At 72.2% G+C, this 15,534-nt stretch carries 15 protein-coding genes; 9 read left to right on the forward strand and 6 right to left on the reverse strand.

What is annotated here, in order from left to right; translation table 11 throughout:
• Window positions 1-90: 90 nt before the first annotated feature.
• Window positions 91-900 carry a hypothetical protein gene (locus tag OIE51_RS14755; RefSeq protein WP_326598133.1) on the reverse strand — a complete coding sequence of 270 codons (810 nt, stop codon included), beginning with the start codon at window positions 898-900 and terminating at the stop codon, window positions 91-93.
• Window positions 901-1,121: 221 nt separating this feature from the next.
• On the opposite strand from OIE51_RS14755, the gene OIE51_RS14760 reads away from it, so the two are divergent.
• From OIE51_RS14760 to tatA, 4 genes are all read left to right on the forward strand, one after another.
• Entirely contained in the window at window positions 1,122-1,568 is a 447-nt protein-coding gene (locus tag OIE51_RS14760) for an ATP-binding protein (protein WP_326598134.1), read from the forward strand.
• A gap of 162 nt (window positions 1,569-1,730) precedes the next feature.
• Window positions 1,731-3,152 carry an aldehyde dehydrogenase family protein gene (locus tag OIE51_RS14765; protein ID WP_326598135.1) on the forward strand — a complete coding sequence of 474 codons (1,422 nt, stop codon included), beginning with the start codon at window positions 1,731-1,733 and terminating at the stop codon, window positions 3,150-3,152.
• Window positions 3,153-3,309: 157 nt separating this feature from the next.
• The gene (locus OIE51_RS14770) at window positions 3,310-4,389 is read left to right on the forward strand and encodes a Zn-dependent alcohol dehydrogenase (RefSeq protein WP_326598136.1); all 1,080 of its coding nucleotides are present in this window, start codon (window positions 3,310-3,312) and stop codon (window positions 4,387-4,389) included.
• 164 nt (window positions 4,390-4,553) lie between these two features.
• Window positions 4,554-4,829, forward strand: a complete 276-nt coding sequence (tatA, locus tag OIE51_RS14775; protein ID WP_326598137.1) for a Sec-independent protein translocase subunit TatA — start codon at window positions 4,554-4,556, stop codon at window positions 4,827-4,829.
• A 12-nt stretch (window positions 4,830-4,841) separates the two neighbouring features.
• Here tatA and OIE51_RS14780 read toward each other — a convergent pair whose 3' ends face one another.
• Window positions 4,842-5,552: a DedA family protein gene (locus OIE51_RS14780; protein ID WP_326598138.1), complete on the reverse strand. Its 711-nt coding sequence runs from the start codon at window positions 5,550-5,552 to the stop codon at window positions 4,842-4,844.
• Between the two features lie 258 nt (window positions 5,553-5,810).
• Here OIE51_RS14780 and OIE51_RS14785 point away from each other — a divergent pair, with 258 nt between their 5' ends.
• From OIE51_RS14785 to OIE51_RS14800, 4 genes are all read left to right on the forward strand, one after another.
• Window positions 5,811-7,064, forward strand: coding sequence for a hypothetical protein (locus tag OIE51_RS14785; protein WP_326598139.1), 1,254 nt, complete (start codon window positions 5,811-5,813; stop codon window positions 7,062-7,064).
• A gap of 139 nt (window positions 7,065-7,203) precedes the next feature.
• Window positions 7,204-7,710, forward strand: a complete 507-nt coding sequence (locus OIE51_RS14790; RefSeq protein WP_326598140.1) for a SigE family RNA polymerase sigma factor — start codon at window positions 7,204-7,206, stop codon at window positions 7,708-7,710.
• A 39-nt stretch (window positions 7,711-7,749) separates the two neighbouring features.
• Window positions 7,750-9,033 (forward strand): hypothetical protein, encoded by a 1,284-nt coding sequence (locus tag OIE51_RS14795; RefSeq protein ID WP_326598141.1) that lies wholly within the window; start codon window positions 7,750-7,752, stop codon window positions 9,031-9,033.
• Window positions 9,034-9,317: 284 nt separating this feature from the next.
• Window positions 9,318-9,824: a peptidylprolyl isomerase gene (locus OIE51_RS14800; protein ID WP_326600640.1), complete on the forward strand. Its 507-nt coding sequence runs from the start codon at window positions 9,318-9,320 to the stop codon at window positions 9,822-9,824.
• A 37-nt stretch (window positions 9,825-9,861) separates the two neighbouring features.
• Here the strand turns inward: OIE51_RS14800 and OIE51_RS14805 are convergent, their stop codons facing one another.
• Window positions 9,862-10,206, reverse strand: coding sequence for a winged helix-turn-helix transcriptional regulator (locus tag OIE51_RS14805; RefSeq protein WP_326598142.1), 345 nt, complete (start codon window positions 10,204-10,206; stop codon window positions 9,862-9,864).
• Window positions 10,207-10,352: 146 nt separating this feature from the next.
• Here OIE51_RS14805 and OIE51_RS14810 point away from each other — a divergent pair, with 146 nt between their 5' ends.
• Entirely contained in the window at window positions 10,353-11,285 is a 933-nt protein-coding gene (locus OIE51_RS14810) for an NAD(P)-dependent oxidoreductase (RefSeq protein ID WP_326598143.1), read from the forward strand.
• Here OIE51_RS14810 and OIE51_RS14815 read toward each other — a convergent pair.
• From OIE51_RS14815 to OIE51_RS14825, 3 genes are all read right to left on the reverse strand, one after another.
• Window positions 11,282-12,301 carry a hemolysin family protein gene (locus OIE51_RS14815; protein WP_326598144.1) on the reverse strand — a complete coding sequence of 340 codons (1,020 nt, stop codon included), beginning with the start codon at window positions 12,299-12,301 and terminating at the stop codon, window positions 11,282-11,284. The genes OIE51_RS14810 and OIE51_RS14815 overlap by 4 nt on opposite strands.
• Window positions 12,298-13,764, reverse strand: a complete 1,467-nt coding sequence (locus OIE51_RS14820) for a hemolysin family protein (protein ID WP_326598145.1) — start codon at window positions 13,762-13,764, stop codon at window positions 12,298-12,300. The genes OIE51_RS14815 and OIE51_RS14820 overlap by 4 nt, the downstream gene beginning before the upstream one ends.
• A 242-nt stretch (window positions 13,765-14,006) precedes the next feature.
• On the reverse strand, window positions 14,007-15,512 hold the full coding sequence (locus OIE51_RS14825; protein WP_326598147.1) for an aminopeptidase P family protein: 1,506 nt from the start codon (window positions 15,510-15,512) through the stop codon (window positions 14,007-14,009).
• Window positions 15,513-15,534 lie beyond the last annotated feature (22 nt).

The following is a 15,534-nucleotide window of genomic DNA, read 5'->3' on the forward strand; positions in this document are numbered from 1 at the left end:
GAGAGGTGTGGTGGATGAGAGGGATGGCGAGCGCGCGGCGACGGCGCACTCGCCCCTTCCGTCCCTTCCGGGAGCGCTGCGGGGAGTGCGTCAGGCCGCGAGAGTGAACCGGTGCGCCGTGCGCGCGGGCGGCCCGCGCCGGGTGACGGCACGTGCGAGCACCACGCCGCGCGGGGCGGGCAGGAACGCCCGGTCGGCGCGCGGCGGGAGGAGCGGCGCGGGAACGTTCGCGCGCGGGCCGCCGCCGGACAGGACGCGCGCCAGGCGCAGGGCGCGCCGCAGCGGCGGCAGCTGGGTCGAGAGGGTGATGAGCTGCCACAGGGCGGCCTCGCCGCGTCGCAGCAGCCAGCCGGCGGTGAGCGCGGCGAGGAGGTGGCCGAGCAGCATCGGCCAGGAGGCCAGGGAGGCGATGGCGTCGCCGAGACAGCTGTCGCCGCCGGTGGACGCGGCGGCGCCCGTTCCGCCGTGGCCGGCGTGCGGGCCGAGGCCGGCGGCGCGGACCATGCGGACGGCCTCGGCCTGGGTGAGGTCGACGGCGTGGTCGTCGCACAGCAGCCGGGCGGCGAGTGCGACCGGTCCGCCGCCGCCGCCGCCACCGCCGCCACCGCTGCTGCTGCCGCCGCCGAACCGTGCCGTGAGTGTGCCGTGCTGGCCGAGGTGGTACAGGACATGAAGGGCGAGTTGCGCGGCGGCGAGGATGGCGGCGATGGCGGGGAGGGAGCGCCGTTCGCGGCCGACGAGCGGCAGCGCGACGGCGAAGGCGGCGGCCCAGCCGGTGGCCAGGGTCCAGAGCGGGATGCCGGGGCCGGCGGTGGACAGGTGTCCGGCGGCGGCCAGCGTGGCGCAGGCCGCGGCGAAGACCGCGGCTCGCAGCAGTCGCAGATCGGCTCCGGCACGCATGGCGGCGTCATCATCTCACCGTGTCCGCGCATGGCAAGGCACCGGGGGACGCGGGTTCGCACGCCGGTGCGGACCTTCACTCTCACCGGAGAGTGGCTATATCGACTCGAATCCCCCAATACATCCGCCGAACGGGGGGTGTCGGGTCAATCGGACGCTTACGGCGCTCCCGGGTAGGCAATACCTACAGATATGTCGAGCCGCGGCCAGGAGGCTGGAGCATGAGCATCTGGTGGTCTCTCCAACTGCGGCGGGAAGCGGCCAGCGTCCCGCTCGCGCGGCGGATCCTGCTCGGCGCGATGGAGACCGTGGGGGTGGACGCGGACATCTCGCACGAGCTGTGCGTGGCGTTGTCCGAAGCCTGTTCGAACGCGGTGCAGCACGGCGGCGACCGCTCCGAGGTGTACCGGGTGACGGCGTCGATCCACGGGGACGTGTGCCGGATCGAGGTGACGGACCGCGGCCCCGGCTTCCCGTGGGGGGCCACCATCCCGCTCGTCCTGCGGCGCGAGCCGTGTGAGCTGTCGTCCAGCGGGCGCGGGCTGGGGCTGATCGAGGCGCTGTCGGACCGGGTCCGGTTCGACAACCAGCCGGGGATGGGCGGGGCGATCGTGACGTTCGACAAGGTGCTGAAATGGCGTGAGGGCGCGCTGCTCAAGGCGTCCTGAGCGTCGGTGACACCGGCCCGGCGGGTGTGCCGGGTGGGCCGGGTGAGCCGGATCACGGTGCGCGGCGCTTGTTCCCGTGGCGACTTCCGCATTTAACTAGCATTGCTAATTTGTGCGCGGAAGCCGGACCGACGACGACCGGAACAGAGCGGAGCGACACGCATGCAGGCTCACGAGGGGCACTACATCGACGGCGCCTGGCGGCCGGCCGCCGTTCCCGGCGACCTCATCGACGTGGTCAACCCGGCCACCGAGGCCGTTATCGCCACCGTTCCGGCCGGCACGGCCGACGACATCGACGCGGCCGTCACCGCCGCCCGTTCGGCCGCCGGGGCCTGGCGCGCGACCTCGCGCGAGGAGCGGCTCGCCGCCCTGACCCGGCTGCGCGACGGGCTCGCCGGGCACCAGGACGAGATCATCGCCACTGTCGTGGCCGAGCTGGGCGCGCCCCGGCGGCTGGCGCAGGCGGTGCACGGCGCGCTGCCGGTCGCGGTCGCCACCTCGGTCCTGGAGGTGCTGGCCGAGTTCTCCTTCGAGGAGAAGGTGGGGAACTCGACGGTGTACGCCGAGCCCGCCGGGGTCGTCGCCGCCATCACCCCGTGGAACTACCCGCTGCACCAGATCGTCGCCAAGGTCCTGCCCGCGCTCGCCGCCGGCTGCCCGGTGGTGCTCAAGCCCGCCGAGAACACGCCGCTGACGGCCCAGCTCTTCGCCCAGTTCGTGCACGACGCGGGCCTGCCGCCCGGCGCGTTCAACCTGGTCACCGGTCTCGGCACGGTCGCCGGGGCGGCGCTGGCCGGGCACCCGGGCGTGGACGTCGTCTCGTTCACCGGCTCCACGGCCGTCGGCCGCCGCATCGGCGCCGCCGCCGGCCAGAACATCAAGCGGGTCGCCCTGGAGCTGGGCGGCAAGTCGGCCAACGTCATCCTGCCGGGCGCCGATCTGACCCGCGCGGTGAAGACCGGTGTGGGCAACGCCTTCCTGAACGGCGGTCAGACGTGCAGCGCCTGGACCCGGATGCTGGTCGGCGAGGCGGACTACGACGAGGCCGTCGAGCTGGCGGCCAAAATCGCCGAGGGCTACGCGCCGGGCGACCCCACCGACCGTTCGACCCGCCTGGGCCCGCTGGTCAGCGCCGTGCAGCGCGAGCGGGTGCGCGAGTACATCCGGATCGGCGTGGCCGAGGGCGCGCGGCTGGTCACGGGCGGACCGGAGGCGCCGGAGGGCCTGGACAAGGGCTTCTACGTGCGGCCCACGGTCTTCGCCGATGTCGAGCCCGGCATGACGATCGCGCGGGAGGAGATCTTCGGCCCGGTGCTGTCGATCCTGCGCTACCGGGACGAGGAGCACGCCCTGGAGATCGCCAACGGCACCGACTACGGACTGTCCGGCGGTGTGTGGGCGGCGGACCCGGCCCAGGCCGCCGCGTTCGCCCGGCGGATGGAGACCGGGCAGGTGGACATCAACGGCGGCGCGTTCAACCCGGCGGCGCCGTTCGGCGGTTACAAGGACTCGGGGGTGGGGCGCGAGCTGGGCCGGTACGGCCTGGAGGAGTTCCTCCAGACGCAGTCCCTGCAATTCTGAGGCGCGGCGCCGTCCGTTCTTCCGCCCCGCCGTTCTTCCGCTCTGCTGCTCTGTCCGCCTGTCCGCCTGTCCGCCTGTCTGCCTGTCTGCCTGCCTGTCTGCCTGTCTGTCCGCCTGCCGCTCCGACTCCCCGTCGCCCAGAATCGAGGAACACCCGATGGTCCAGGCCGTTCTGCTGCCCGCCGTGGGCGCCCCGCTGGAACTCGTCGACATCGCGCTGCCCGAGCCCGGCCCCGGCCAGGTCCGCGTGAAGCTCGCCGCCGCCGGGGTCTGCCACTCCGATCTGTCCCTGGCCAACGGGGTGCTGCGCGCCGCCGCCCCGGTCGTGCTCGGACACGAGGGCGCGGGCACCGTGGTCGCCGTCGGGGAGGGCGTCGAGTCGGTCCGGCCGGGCGACGCCGTCCTGCTGAACTGGGCGCCCTCGTGCGGCGGCTGCCACCTGTGCGAGCTGGGCGAGCCCTGGCTGTGCGAGCACGCCTTCGACGGCGCGGCGGCTCCGTACGCCACGCTGGCCGACGGCACGCCGGTCTATCCGGGCCTCGGTACGGGCGCGTTCGCCGAGGAGACCGTGGTGACCGAGCGCGCGGTGCTGCCGTTGCCGCCCGGCGTGCCGCTGACCGCCGCCGCCCTGCTGGGCTGCGCGGTGCTCACCGGCTACGGCGCGGTCCACAACGCGGCACGGGTGCGCGCGGGCGAGTCGGTCGTGGTCTTCGGTCTCGGCGGCGTCGGCCTCTCCGTGCTCCAGTCCGCCCGCATCGCCGGCGCGGACCCGATCATCGCGGTGGACGTCACGCCGGAGAAGGAGGAGCTGGCGCTGCGCCACGGCGCCAGCGCGTTCGTGCCGGCCGACGACGGGACGGCGAAGGCGGTGCGCAAGCTCACCGGCGGCTACGGCGCCGACCACGCCATCGAGTGCGTCGGCCGTGCCGACGTCATCCGCACCGCCTGGTCCGCGACCCGCCGCGGCGGCCACACCACGGTCGTCGGCGTGGGCGGCAAGGACGACAAGCTGACGCTGTCCGCGATGGAGATCTTCCACTTCGCCCGCACACTGTCCGGTTGCGTCTACGGCAACAGCGACCCGGCGCGCGACGTCCCCGTCCTCGCCGACCTGGTGCACGCCGGACGCCTCGATCTCGACGCCCTGGTCACGGACCGGATCGGCCTGGACGGCGTGCCGGAGGCGTTCGACCGGATGTCGGCGGGCAAGGGCGGCCGGTCGCTGGTGGTGTTCTGAGCCCGCTCAGGACACGCTCGGATCCGGATTGCGTAGTTTTATCCGATTTTGCATCGGCCGGGCACCGGTGTATTGGCCGGGGATTTGTGTCATCTTTACGTGAGGCGCGCTACCGTGGCGTCTGATATGGGACGTTCGGTTACGTTCCCCTGGAGGTGGAAGTCATGGGTCAGATCGGTGCGAGAGAGCTCCTTCTCCTCGCCATCGTCGTGCTGCTCGTCTTCGGGGCGAAGCGACTGCCCGACATCGCCCGCTCGCTGGGCAAGTCCGCGCGCATCCTCAAGAGTGAGACGGCGGCCATGAAGTCCGAGGGCGCGGCGGCCCCGCCCAAGGGTGACGAGCCGCAGTCGCCGCCGGTGGCCAAGACCATCCAGGCCGCTCCTGGCGACGTGGCCAGCTCCCGGCCCGTCGAGGAGCCGCGGCCGGCCCAGCAGGGCTGACGCGCGGCGGCCTCAGCGGCCGACATCCCGCCCCTGGCCCTTGGCGGCCTGGGGCGGCTCGGTGTTCCCCACGCCAGCGGCCGTGTCCGCCGCGCTCCGCCCGGCGCGCCGGGCCCGCAGGTACTCGATGGCGATCGGCACCAGCGACACCAGCACGATCGCGATCAGCATCAGCTCGATGTGCTCGCGCACGAAGTCGACCTTGCCCAGCGCGGCACCGAGCAGCGTCACCCCGCAGCCCCACAGCACGCCGCCGATGACGTTGAAGATGACGAACGTGCGGTAGTCCATCCGGCACACGCCCGCGATGATCGGCGTGAACGTGCGCACGATCGGCACGAAGCGGGCCAGCACCAGCGACTTGGGACCGTGCTTCTCGAAGAACTCGTGGGCCTTCTCGACGTTCTCCTGCTTGAAGAGACGTGAGTCCGGCCGGTTGAACAGGGACGGGCCGACCTTGCGGCCGAAGAGGTAGCCCACCTGGTCCCCGATCACCGCCGCCACCGCGATCAGCACGCACATCAGCCACAGCGGGTAGTGCAGGTACTCATCGGTGGAGACCAGCAGCCCCGCGGTGAACAGCAGCGAGTCGCCCGGCAGGAAGAAGCCGATCAGCAGGCCGGATTCGGCGAAGACGATCACCAGAATGCCGATCAGGCCGAAGGTCTCGATGAGCTGCTCCGGGTCCAGCCAACTGGGACCGAGGGCGAGAGAATCCGTCAAGAGAACCCCTGGGGCGCGGGTGGTGGGTGTCCGGCCAGGCTATCAACCCCCGTGGCCCCGACCTCGATTCGGAGGAGAACGTCGGAGAAGAACGTCGGAAGAAGAGATCGAAAGAGGTCTGCGACATCTTCCCGGTCCCATCGCATCGATAGGAGTAACGGGGCACGTCGCGGATCGTCGGCGGCGGCCCGTGACCGATGGAGGGGAACGGGAATGACAAACGGGGTAACGGGACGGAAGCGGCGCTGGAGCCGGCGCGTGGGGCTGTCCGCCGCGATCGCGACGATCGCCGCGGTGACCACGGCCGGCTCCATCCAGCCGAGCTTCGGGGCGGAGACGGGGGACGTGCCGCGCACCGGCGACGAGCTGATCGAGGCGCTGACCGCGCTGCTGCCGGAGGATGTGGGGATCACGGGCTCGGAGGGCGAGGGGCTGGATTCCTTCCCCCATCCGTATGCGTCCCTGCAGGTCGAGGACGGGGCCGGCGGGGCGTCGATCGACCTCGGGATGTATCGGTGGGCGACGGACGACTGGCGGGCCGACTCGGGCTGCGCGGTCTGGGAGCCGGCGCCCGCGGAGGACGGCGTCACCTGCGAGGAGACCGAGCTGCCCGACGGCTCCGTGCTCTCGCTGGTCACCTGGGAGTACGACGAGGAGGGCATCCCCGAGGAGGGGATCGAGCCGTGGTCCGCCCGGAGCTGGGACGTCTATCTGGAGGGTCCGGGCGGCTCCGGGCTGGACGAGCCGGGCGGTCGTTCGGTCTCGCTCTCCCTCTACAAGGACTTCACGGAGTCCGGTGACCCCGACTCGTATGAGCCGCCGGTCGACATCGACGAGCTCGCCGAGATAGTCCAGGCGCCCGTCTGGCAGGAGGTGCTGGACGCGGCGGACGAGCAGTACGGCCCGCCGGAGGACTGGTCGGAGGAGCCGAGCAGCGACATCCCGGCCGACGAGCTGCGCGCGACCTTCCGCGAGCTGGCGCCGGAGGGGCTGGAGATCACCGACGGCGAGGACGACGAGCCGGGCTGGGCGACGCTGACGATCGACGACGGGAACGGCCCGGCCCAGATCGACATCACCGCATGGGACGCGGAGGGCGCGCTCGCCGAGGGTGAGATCGAGGCATGGGGCGAGGGCGGCGAGATCGTGGACGAGGTGTCCGTCGAGCCCCTCCAGAGCACCGTCGAGCTGGAGGTCGACATCGATGCCGAGGTCGAGGTCCACGAGGGGGGCTTCGAGATCGGCGAGGGTGAGGCCGGGGCCGAGCCGGGCGAGGGCCCGGACTGCGAGACCGAGGTCCTGGAGGACGGCACCGAGATCGTCTCCTGCACCTGGGAGGCGACCGGCGAGGACGACCCGGTGGCCCTGTGGTGGGCCGAGGTGTATTACCCGGACGGTTCCTCGCTGGACATCACCCAGACCGACGACACCGGTGACAACACGGCACCGCTCAGCCTGGAGGAGCTGACCGACATCGCCACCGCCGACGAGTGGCAGGCCCTCCTCGGGTGACCGCCGGGTGACCGTCGGTCCCCGACCGGACCTGACCGGACCCGGCGGGAAAAGGGTGACCCGCTGGTGCAACATACATGCCCGGCTCGCGCATCAGTAGGAGTGCAGGGGCAGGCAGGCCGATCGCAAGGGGGAGCGGATGAAGAAGCGCGATCTGGAGGAGTTCCACGACTTCGCCACGCGCCGCGGCTCCGCGCTGTACCGGTCGGCGTGCCTGCTCACCAGCGGGGACACCCACCTGGCGGAGGATCTCGTGCAGGAGACACTCGGCCGGATGTACACCGCATGGAGCCGGAAGCGGTGCATCGACAATCCTGCCGCCTATGCCCAGACCGTCCTGGTCCGGGTCTATCTGGCGCACCGCAGGCGCCGCAGCAGCGGTGAAAACCCCGTGGTGCGCCTCCCTGAGCAGCCGGTCGAGCAGGGGGACTCGCCGCTGCGGATCACGCTGCTCCAGGCGCTGGCGGAGCTGCCGCGTCTGGACCGCGCCGTGCTGGTGCTGCGGTTCTGGGAGGACCTGAGCGTGGAGCAGACCGCCGAGATGCTGCGCACCAGCTCCAGTGCCGTCCGCAGCCGCAGCAGCCGGGCGCTGGGCAAGCTCCGGGCGCGGCTCGGCGAGTCCGGGTTCGCCGAGCTGACCGCTTGAGCAAGGGCCGAGGGAAGCCGTAGGAGGGAGGACCCAGCGATGACGAACGACGACCGGACGGATCTTGAGCGGGAGTTCGGCGCGATGCTGCGCCAGACGGGGAATGGCTTTCACCGCGACCCCCAGTTTCTGGTGGAGGGCGGGATGCGGCGTGGCCGGGCGCGTCTGTGGCGGCGCCGGACCGGGGTGCTCGGCGGCGCCCTGTCGGCGACGGCCGTCGCCGTGGCCGCCGTCTATCTGCCGGGTCTCGGCGAGGACGGCGAGGTGACCGCCGCCCCACCGGAGACCGGGCAGGACATGATCGCCACCCTGGCAGGCATGCTGCCGGACTCCCTGGTCGTCAGCGAGGTGATGGGCGCCGCCGGTCCCTCGACCACCGCCGACCCCTATGTCTCGGTCGTGGTCGCGGACGAGTCGGGCAGCTTCAGCGTCGACCTCCAGATGAGCCGCTTCGAGTCGGCCGAGTGGCGGGCGGACGCCGGGTGCGGGGACCCCGGCAGGGAGACCGACGTGGCCTGCGAGGAGACGGAGCTGGCCGACGGCTCCCTGCTCACCTCGCGGACCTCGGACTTCGTCCTGGACGGCGCGCTGACGGGCAGCGAGTACATGGAGATGCCCGGGGCCGCCTGGGATATCGCCTATGACGCTCCCAGCGGCCCGGACGCGGAAGCCCGGGGCTTCCGTTCCGTGCGGCTGTCGGTGTCCCCCTATGACGTCGAGGGCGGGTCCGCGGCCGTGGACGCCCCGCCGGTGGACTTCCACCGGCTCGCCGAGATCGCGCGGGACCCGGTCTGGCAGTCCGTGCTGAACGGGGTGGACGTCGAGTATGGAGCACCCGAGGCGTTCGAGGACTGGGTAGTCGACGACCTGGGCCTCGCGGGCGTCCCCGCGTCCGATCTGCGGACGATGTTCCGGGAGCTGGCCCCGGAGGGGCTGGAGATCACCGACGGCGAGGACGACGACCCGGGCTCGGCCTCGCTGGAGGTCGGCGACGGCACGCACACCGCCTACCTTGAGATCAACGTCTATGGGCAGGGCTCGTTCACCGGCGAGGAGATCGACGTGTTCGGGGAGGGCGATGGCGAGCATGACGACGGCTGCGAGCTCGCCACCACGCTGGAGGACGGCACCCGGGTCTTCCAGTGCGTCGACATCTCCCTCGGCTCCTGGATGATCGACGTGTACTACCCGGACGGTGCCTCACTGGACATCACGCAGAGCGTCGCCCTCGGCGCCGCGGCCGACGAGGAAGTCGCGCCGTTGAGCCTGGAGGAGCTGACGGAGATCGGTTCCGCCGCCCGGTGGCGGACGCTTGTGGACTGATCCGGCCGGTTCCGTCGGCGAACGGGAGAGGCGTAGCCGCGCCTTCGTGGTGCATGATGTGGCTGCGCACTCCACGTACGAGTATTCGGAAGGCTTGCGACATGATCCGCTCCCCTCGGCGTCTGGCCACGGCGCTCCTGTGCGTCGGGGTGCTGACGCTGACCGCCTGCGGTTCGGACGACAGCGACGGTGACAGCGGCGCCGACGACGCCGCGCCCGAGGCCCCGGAGAGCACTGGGGCCGAGGATGCCGACGGCGCGCAGGACGAGCCGCCCGCTGTTGAGGTGCCGGACGTCACCGCCGCCACGATCCACACCAGCGAGGGCGATATCGCGGTGACGCTCTTCCCGGAGCAGGCCCCGCTCACCGTGACGAACTTCGCGGGTCTCGCCGACGGGTCCATCCAGTGGTCCGGGCAGGACGACGGTGAGCCGCTGTACGACGACACGGTCTTCCATCGGGTCATCGACGGATTCATGATCCAGGGCGGCGACCCGGAGGGCACCGGCGGGGGCGGGCCCGGGTATCAGTTCCAAGACGAGTTCCACCCGACGCTGGCATTCGACGAGCCCTATCTGCTCGCCATGGCGAACTCGGGTCCGGACACGAACGGTTCGCAGTTCTTCATCACCGTGGCCCCGACCCCGCACCTCAACCAGATGCACACCATCTTCGGCGAGGTCGCGGATGAGGAGAGCAGGGCCGTCGTGGACGCCATCGCGGTGACCGAGACCGACGCGGCGGACCGCCCGGTCGAGGATGTGGTCATCGAGTCGGTCACCGTCGAGTGACCCCCGGGCCGGCCGTCGGCCCGACCGGCGCCGCCGGTCAGGTCGGCCGCCGGTCGCGCATCGTCCCGATGTGCTCCATGTGCTCGTGCCCCCAGGTGCTCAGGGGCTCCAGCGCGTCGTTGAGTGAGACGCCGAACGGCGTCAGCGAGTACTCCACGCGCGGCGGCACCTCCCGGTACACCTCGCGGTGCACGATCTCGTCCGCCTCCAGCTCCCTGAGCTGCTGGATCAGCACCTTCTCGCTGACCCCGTCGATCACCCGCCGCAGCTCTCCGAACCGGAGCGTCCCCTCGTGAAGCGCCCAGAGGATCAGCGGCTTCCACTTCCCGCCGACCACGTCGATGGCCGCGTCGAGACCACAGCTGTAGGAACGCTTCGTCATGCCGTCCGCCCGTACTGACCTGTAGGTAGGTACCTGACAAAATAGTAGGTACTTGCTGACCGTACAGCCGTGGATGAGCCTGGAGCCAGTCACCGCCCGCGCTGTCTCGCCTCGCGGGCGCCACACGGACACAGGACAGGACACCCATGACTGACAGCAGGACCCCGGGTACGGACAAGGAGACAGGCACCGGCACCGGTCCGGTGACCGTGCTCGGCCTCGGCGCGATGGGCACCGCGCTGGCGCAAGCACTCCTGGCGGGCGGACACGAGGTGACCGTGTGGAACCGCACAGCAGCCAGGGCCGAGCCGCTGACCGCCCAGGGCGCCCGCGCCGCCGACACGGTCGAGGAGGCCGTCACCGCATCCCCGCTGGTGATCGTCTGTGTGCTCGACGACGCCGCCGTGCGCGCCACCCTCGAACCGGTCGCCGCCACCCTCGCGGACCGCGCCCTGGTCAACCTCACCAACGGCACCCCCGAGCAGGCGCGCGCCACCGCCGCCTGGGCCGCCGGCCACGGCGCCCACTACGTCGACGGCGGCATCATGGCCATCCCGCCGATGATCGGCCACCCCGGCTCGACGCTGCTCTACAGCGGCGCGTCGACCGCCTTCGAGGCCCACCGCGTGACGCTGGAGCGTTTCGGCGCCGCCACGTTCCTCGGCACCGACCCCGGTGTGGCCGCGCTCCACGACCTCGCGCTGCTCAGCGGTATGTACGGCATGCTCGGCGGCTTCCTGCACGCCGTCGCGATGGTCGGCACCGAGGGGGGAAAGGCGGCGGAGTTCACCACCGCCCTGCTGGTGCCCTGGCTGCGCACGATGATGACGGCCCTCCCCGAGTTCGCCCGCCAGATGGACGCGGGCGACTTCGGCGCCCGGGACTCCAACCTCGCCATGCAGGCCGTCGGCTTCGTCAACATCATCGAGGGCAGCCGTGCCCAGGGCCTGCGCACCGACCTGATCGAGCCGATGCGGGACCTGATCGACCGCGCCGTGGCCCAGGGCAAGGGCGGCGAGGACCTCCAGGGCCTGATCTCCCTCCTCGTCCCCGGCGCTTCCGGCGCTCCCGACGCCTAGGCGGGCTGCGGTCCCATCAGCCGCCCCAGCAGGTCGTCCAGGCTGATCAGCCCGGTCACCCGCCCGTCGACGTCCCGCACCACGGCGAGCGACGCCCGGCGCTGCCGGAGCTGCTCCACCGCGAACGCGACCGTGTCGTCCGCCGTCAGTTCCGGCACCGGACGGGCCAACTCGCGGGCGGTCACCCGGCGCCCCGCCGTCCGCGCCACGATGGCGTCCCTGGCGTGCACCGAGCCCACCACCCGCGCACCGTCCCGCACCAGCAGCCGCGTGTGGTCGCTGGCCGCCGCGGCGGCCAGGATCGCGTCCGCGGCCGCCTCGGCGGACACCTCCGCGATGCGGTCCGCCGGCACCTGGAAGGCACCCACCGGCGACTGCGGCTCGGTCAGCGAGCGCGTGATCAGTCCCGAGTCCGTCTCGCTGATCAGCCCCAGCCGCTGCGACTCCGCGACCAGGTGCGTGAGCTGCTCCCGGTCGTGCACGGAGGTCAGCTCCTCGCGCGGGGTGATCCGGCACAGCCGCACCAGCCCGTTGCTGACCTTGTTCAGCGCCCAGATCAGCGGCCGGACCGTCCGCACCACGGCGCGGAACGGCGGCGCGAGCAGCATCGCCGACCGCTCGGGGTGCGAGATCGCCCAGGACTTCGGCGCCATCTCCCCGACCACCATGTGCAGGAAGACCACCACGGTCATGGCGATGACGAACGCGATGCCGTACGACAGCCCGCCGGGCAGTCCCGCCGCGTGCAGCAGTGGGTCCACCTGGTGCGCTATCGCCGGCTCGGAGATGCTGCCCAGGCCCAGCGTGCAGACGGTGATGCCCAGTTGGGAGCCGGCGAGCATCAGCGACAGCTCGTGCATCCCGGCCAGCGCGGCGCGTGCCCCGCGCTGGCCCTCGGCCCGCGCCTGCTCCATCCGGTGGTGCTTGGCGGCGACCAGCGCGAACTCGGCGGCGACGAAGAAACCACTGCCGACCAGCAGCAGGCCCGTCACCAGGACAGCCGTCTGCGGGCTCATGAGGGCTGCCCCTCACGCTGACGAACCCGCACCGGCCCGGTGACCACCACCGGCTCCGCCGTACCCCCGGTCCGGGGCGCGGCCCGCCGCGCGGTCTCCGGCTCCCGCTCCGTCCCGGCCTGCGGCGCCGTCGCGGCCTCCTGCTCCGTCCCGGCCTGCGGCGCCGGCTCCAGCCGGACGCGCGCGGGCACCCGCCGGTCCAGCGACAGCACCTCCAGTCGCGCGAACGAGCCGTCCGCCAGCTCCACCACGATCCGGTCCCCGGCCGCCGGGAACCGCCCGCAGTGGTCGATCACCAGACCGGCCACGGTCTCGAAGGCGTCGCTCTCCGGCAGTCGAACGCCCGTCGCCTCCGCCACCTCGTCCACCCGGCGGCTGGCGTCCACCAGCCACCCCTCGCCGTCCCGCTCCGCCATCGTCTCCACGAGATCGCTCTCGTCGGCGATCTCCCCGACCAACTCTTCCGCGATGTCCTCCAGGGTGACGATCCCGGCCAGCCCGCCGTACTCGTCGAGGACCACGGCGAACTCCTCGGCCGCCGCCTGCATCTGCTCCACCGCGCCCGGCAGCGGCAGCGTGTCGGGCAGCAGCAGCGCCCGCCGCGCCAGCGGCCCCGCCCGGTGGCGGCCGATGCGCTCCGGGCTCATCCGCATCAGCTCCCGCACGCCGACGACCCCGACGATGTCGTCGATCCGGTCCCCGACCACCAGGTAGTGCGAGTGCCCGTGCGCCCCGATGAGCGCGACGACCTCGTCGGCCGGCGCGGAGGCCCGCACCGAGATCACGTCGACCCGGGGCACCATGACCTCGGCCAGGGTCCGCTCCGAGAAGCCGAGCGCGTGGTCCAGCAGCGTCGCCGTCGCATGCGGCAGGCGGCCGTGCTCGTGCGACTCGTCGATGAGATGTCCCAGCTCCTCCAACGTCGCGCCGTGGTGCAGCTCCTCCACCGGCTCGATGCCGACCCGGCGCAGCAGCCGGTTCGCGGACACGTCGAAGATCCGGACCAGCGGCCCGGCGGCCTTCAGATACAGCAGCGTGGAGGAGGCCAGCGACTTGGCCAGCCGCTCGGGCACGGCGAGCGCCAGGTTCTTGGGGCCGAGCTCGCCCAGGACCATCTGGATGGCGGTGGCCAGCGCGAACGCCAGGACCAGCGCGACACCCGGGACGGCGCCGTCCGGCACGCCCAGCCCGCCCAGCGCGGGATCGATCAGCGCCGCGAGCGCCGGCTCCGCCAGGAAACCGACGATCAGACCCGTCACGGTGATGCCGAGCTGCGCGCCCGACAGCATGAACGACAGCCGCTCCTGCACCTTCATGGCGCGGGCGGCCCGTCGGTCACCGGCCGCCGCGTCCCGTCCGAGGGCCAGCCGGTCGGCGGCGACGAACGCGAACTCCTGGGCGACGAAATAGCCTGTGCCGGCCGTGAGGATCAGCACGGCGAGCAGGCCGAGTGCGGCACTCAACTGACACCACCTCGCCGTGTGCCGCGGCACGCAGAGTGCTGGCGAGGTGGTCCGGGACTATGCCCGTCAGGGTCCGTCGACTGGGCGGACACGGGGTCTCCTTCCGGAAGAAGCTGAGACATTCAACGTGTCTGAGCACGTCCGTGTTCCCAGGCTGTACCCGAAATCGCTCCCGTAACACCTGGCCGTCAGCCCGGATGGACGTCACTCACCCGCCGGTGAACGTCACCCCCCGCGCACGGTCAGCCGCGCACGCCCAGCCCCGCCATCCATGCCTCCACGTCGTCGGCTCGGCGCGGCAGCGCGGCCGACAGATTGCGGTTGCCGTCCTCGGTCACCAGGATGTCGTCCTCGATCCTGACCCCGATCCCCCGGTACTCCGCGGGCACGGTCAGGTCGTCGGGCTGGAAGTACAGACCGGGCTCCACCGTCAGGCACATGCCCGGCTCCAGCGTCCCCTCGACATACGTCTCGCGGCGCGCCGCCGCGCAGTCGTGCACGTCCATGCCGAGCATGTGGCCCGTGCCGTGCAGCGTCCAGCGCCGCTGGAGCCCCAGCTCCAGCACGCGCTCCACCGGGCCCTCCAGCAGGCCCCACTCGACCAGTCGCTCGGTCAGCACCCGTTGCGCCGCCTCGTGGAAGTCGCGGTACTTCGCGCCCGGCTTGACCGCCGCGATCCCCGCCTCCTGCGCCTCGTACACCGCGTCGTAGATCCGCCGCTGCAACGGGCTGAACCGGCCGGTGACCGGCAGGGTGCGCGTGACGTCGGCCGTGTACAGCTCGGTGGTCTCCACGCCCGCGTCCAGCAGCAGCAGGTCGCCGGGCCGCACCGGGCCGTCGTTGCGCACCCAGTGCAGGGTGGTGGCGTGCGGGCCGGCGGCGCAGATCGAGCCGTAGCCGACGTCGTTGCCCTCGACGCGGGCGCGCAGGAAGAACGTGCCCTCGATGTACCGCTCCGAGGTGGCCCGCGCCTTGTCCAGCACGCGCACCACGTCCTCGAAGCCGCGCGCCGTCGACTCACAGGCGCGGGTCAGCTCGGCGATCTCGAAGTCGTCCTTGATCAGCCGCATCTCGGAGAGGAAGACGCGCAGCTCCGCGTCCCGCTCGGCGGTGACCTTGTCGGTCAGCGCGGCCTCGACGGTGGCGTCGTGCGAGCGGACGACCCGGACCGGGCCGGTGGCCTCCTTGAGCAGGTCCGGAACGGTGCGGACGTCCTCGACCGGCAGACCGTAGAGCCGCGCGGCCTCGCTCGGGCTGTTCCGCCGGCCGACCCACAGCTCGCCCTGGCCGCTCAGCCAGAACTCGCCGGACTCGCGATCGGAGCGGGGCAGCAGATAGAGCGTGGCCTCGTGGCCGCTCTGGCCCGTGGGCTCCAGGATCAGCACGCCGTTCTCGCTCTGGTCCCCGGTCAGGTACGCGTACTCGACGCCGGCGCGGAACGGGTAGTCCGTGTCGTTGGAGCGGGTCTTGAGCCGGCCGGCCGGGACGACCAGGCGCTCGCCGGGGAAGCGGGCGGAGAGCTCGGCGCGGCGGCGCGCGGTGTGCCCGGCCTGCGGGACGGGCTCCAGGTCGCGCCGCTCGGTGTCCGCCCAGCCCTGCTTCATGTTCTCGGCGAGCTCGTCCGACACCAGGGGGGTGACGCCGTTCTTGCGCTCCTCGCGCCCGGCTGGCCCCTCCGCGGTCTCCTGCGTCCCCTCGGCCTCGGCGTCCCGCGCCTCCCGCACTTCCGTCCGCTGCTCTTCGGCCACGTCGCGCCTCCTCGCATGCTCA

This window comes from Streptomyces sp. NBC_01803 (assembly GCF_035917415.1).
Taxonomy (GTDB): Bacteria; Actinomycetota; Actinomycetes; order Streptomycetales; family Streptomycetaceae; genus Streptomyces.

Bases quoted from the DNA above. Each gene is read 5' to 3' on its own strand.
- OIE51_RS14805 (WP_326598142.1), bottom strand. From the start codon at position 10,206: ATGACGAAGCGTTCCTACAGCTGTGGTCTCGACGCGGCCATCGACGTG.
- OIE51_RS14760 (WP_326598134.1), top strand. From the start codon at position 1,122: ATGAGCATCTGGTGGTCTCTCCAACTGCGGCGGGAAGCGGCCAGCGTC.
- OIE51_RS14795 (WP_326598141.1), top strand. From the start codon at position 7,750: ATGACGAACGACGACCGGACGGATCTTGAGCGGGAGTTCGGCGCGATG.
- OIE51_RS14790 (WP_326598140.1), top strand. From the start codon at position 7,204: ATGAAGAAGCGCGATCTGGAGGAGTTCCACGACTTCGCCACGCGCCGC.
- OIE51_RS14755 (WP_326598133.1), bottom strand. From the start codon at position 900: ATGCGTGCCGGAGCCGATCTGCGACTGCTGCGAGCCGCGGTCTTCGCC.
- OIE51_RS14815 (WP_326598144.1), bottom strand. From the start codon at position 12,301: ATGAGCCCGCAGACGGCTGTCCTGGTGACGGGCCTGCTGCTGGTCGGC.
- tatA (WP_326598137.1), top strand. From the start codon at position 4,554: ATGGGTCAGATCGGTGCGAGAGAGCTCCTTCTCCTCGCCATCGTCGTG.
- OIE51_RS14810 (WP_326598143.1), top strand. From the start codon at position 10,353: ATGACTGACAGCAGGACCCCGGGTACGGACAAGGAGACAGGCACCGGC.
- OIE51_RS14765 (WP_326598135.1), top strand. From the start codon at position 1,731: ATGCAGGCTCACGAGGGGCACTACATCGACGGCGCCTGGCGGCCGGCC.
- OIE51_RS14770 (WP_326598136.1), top strand. From the start codon at position 3,310: ATGGTCCAGGCCGTTCTGCTGCCCGCCGTGGGCGCCCCGCTGGAACTC.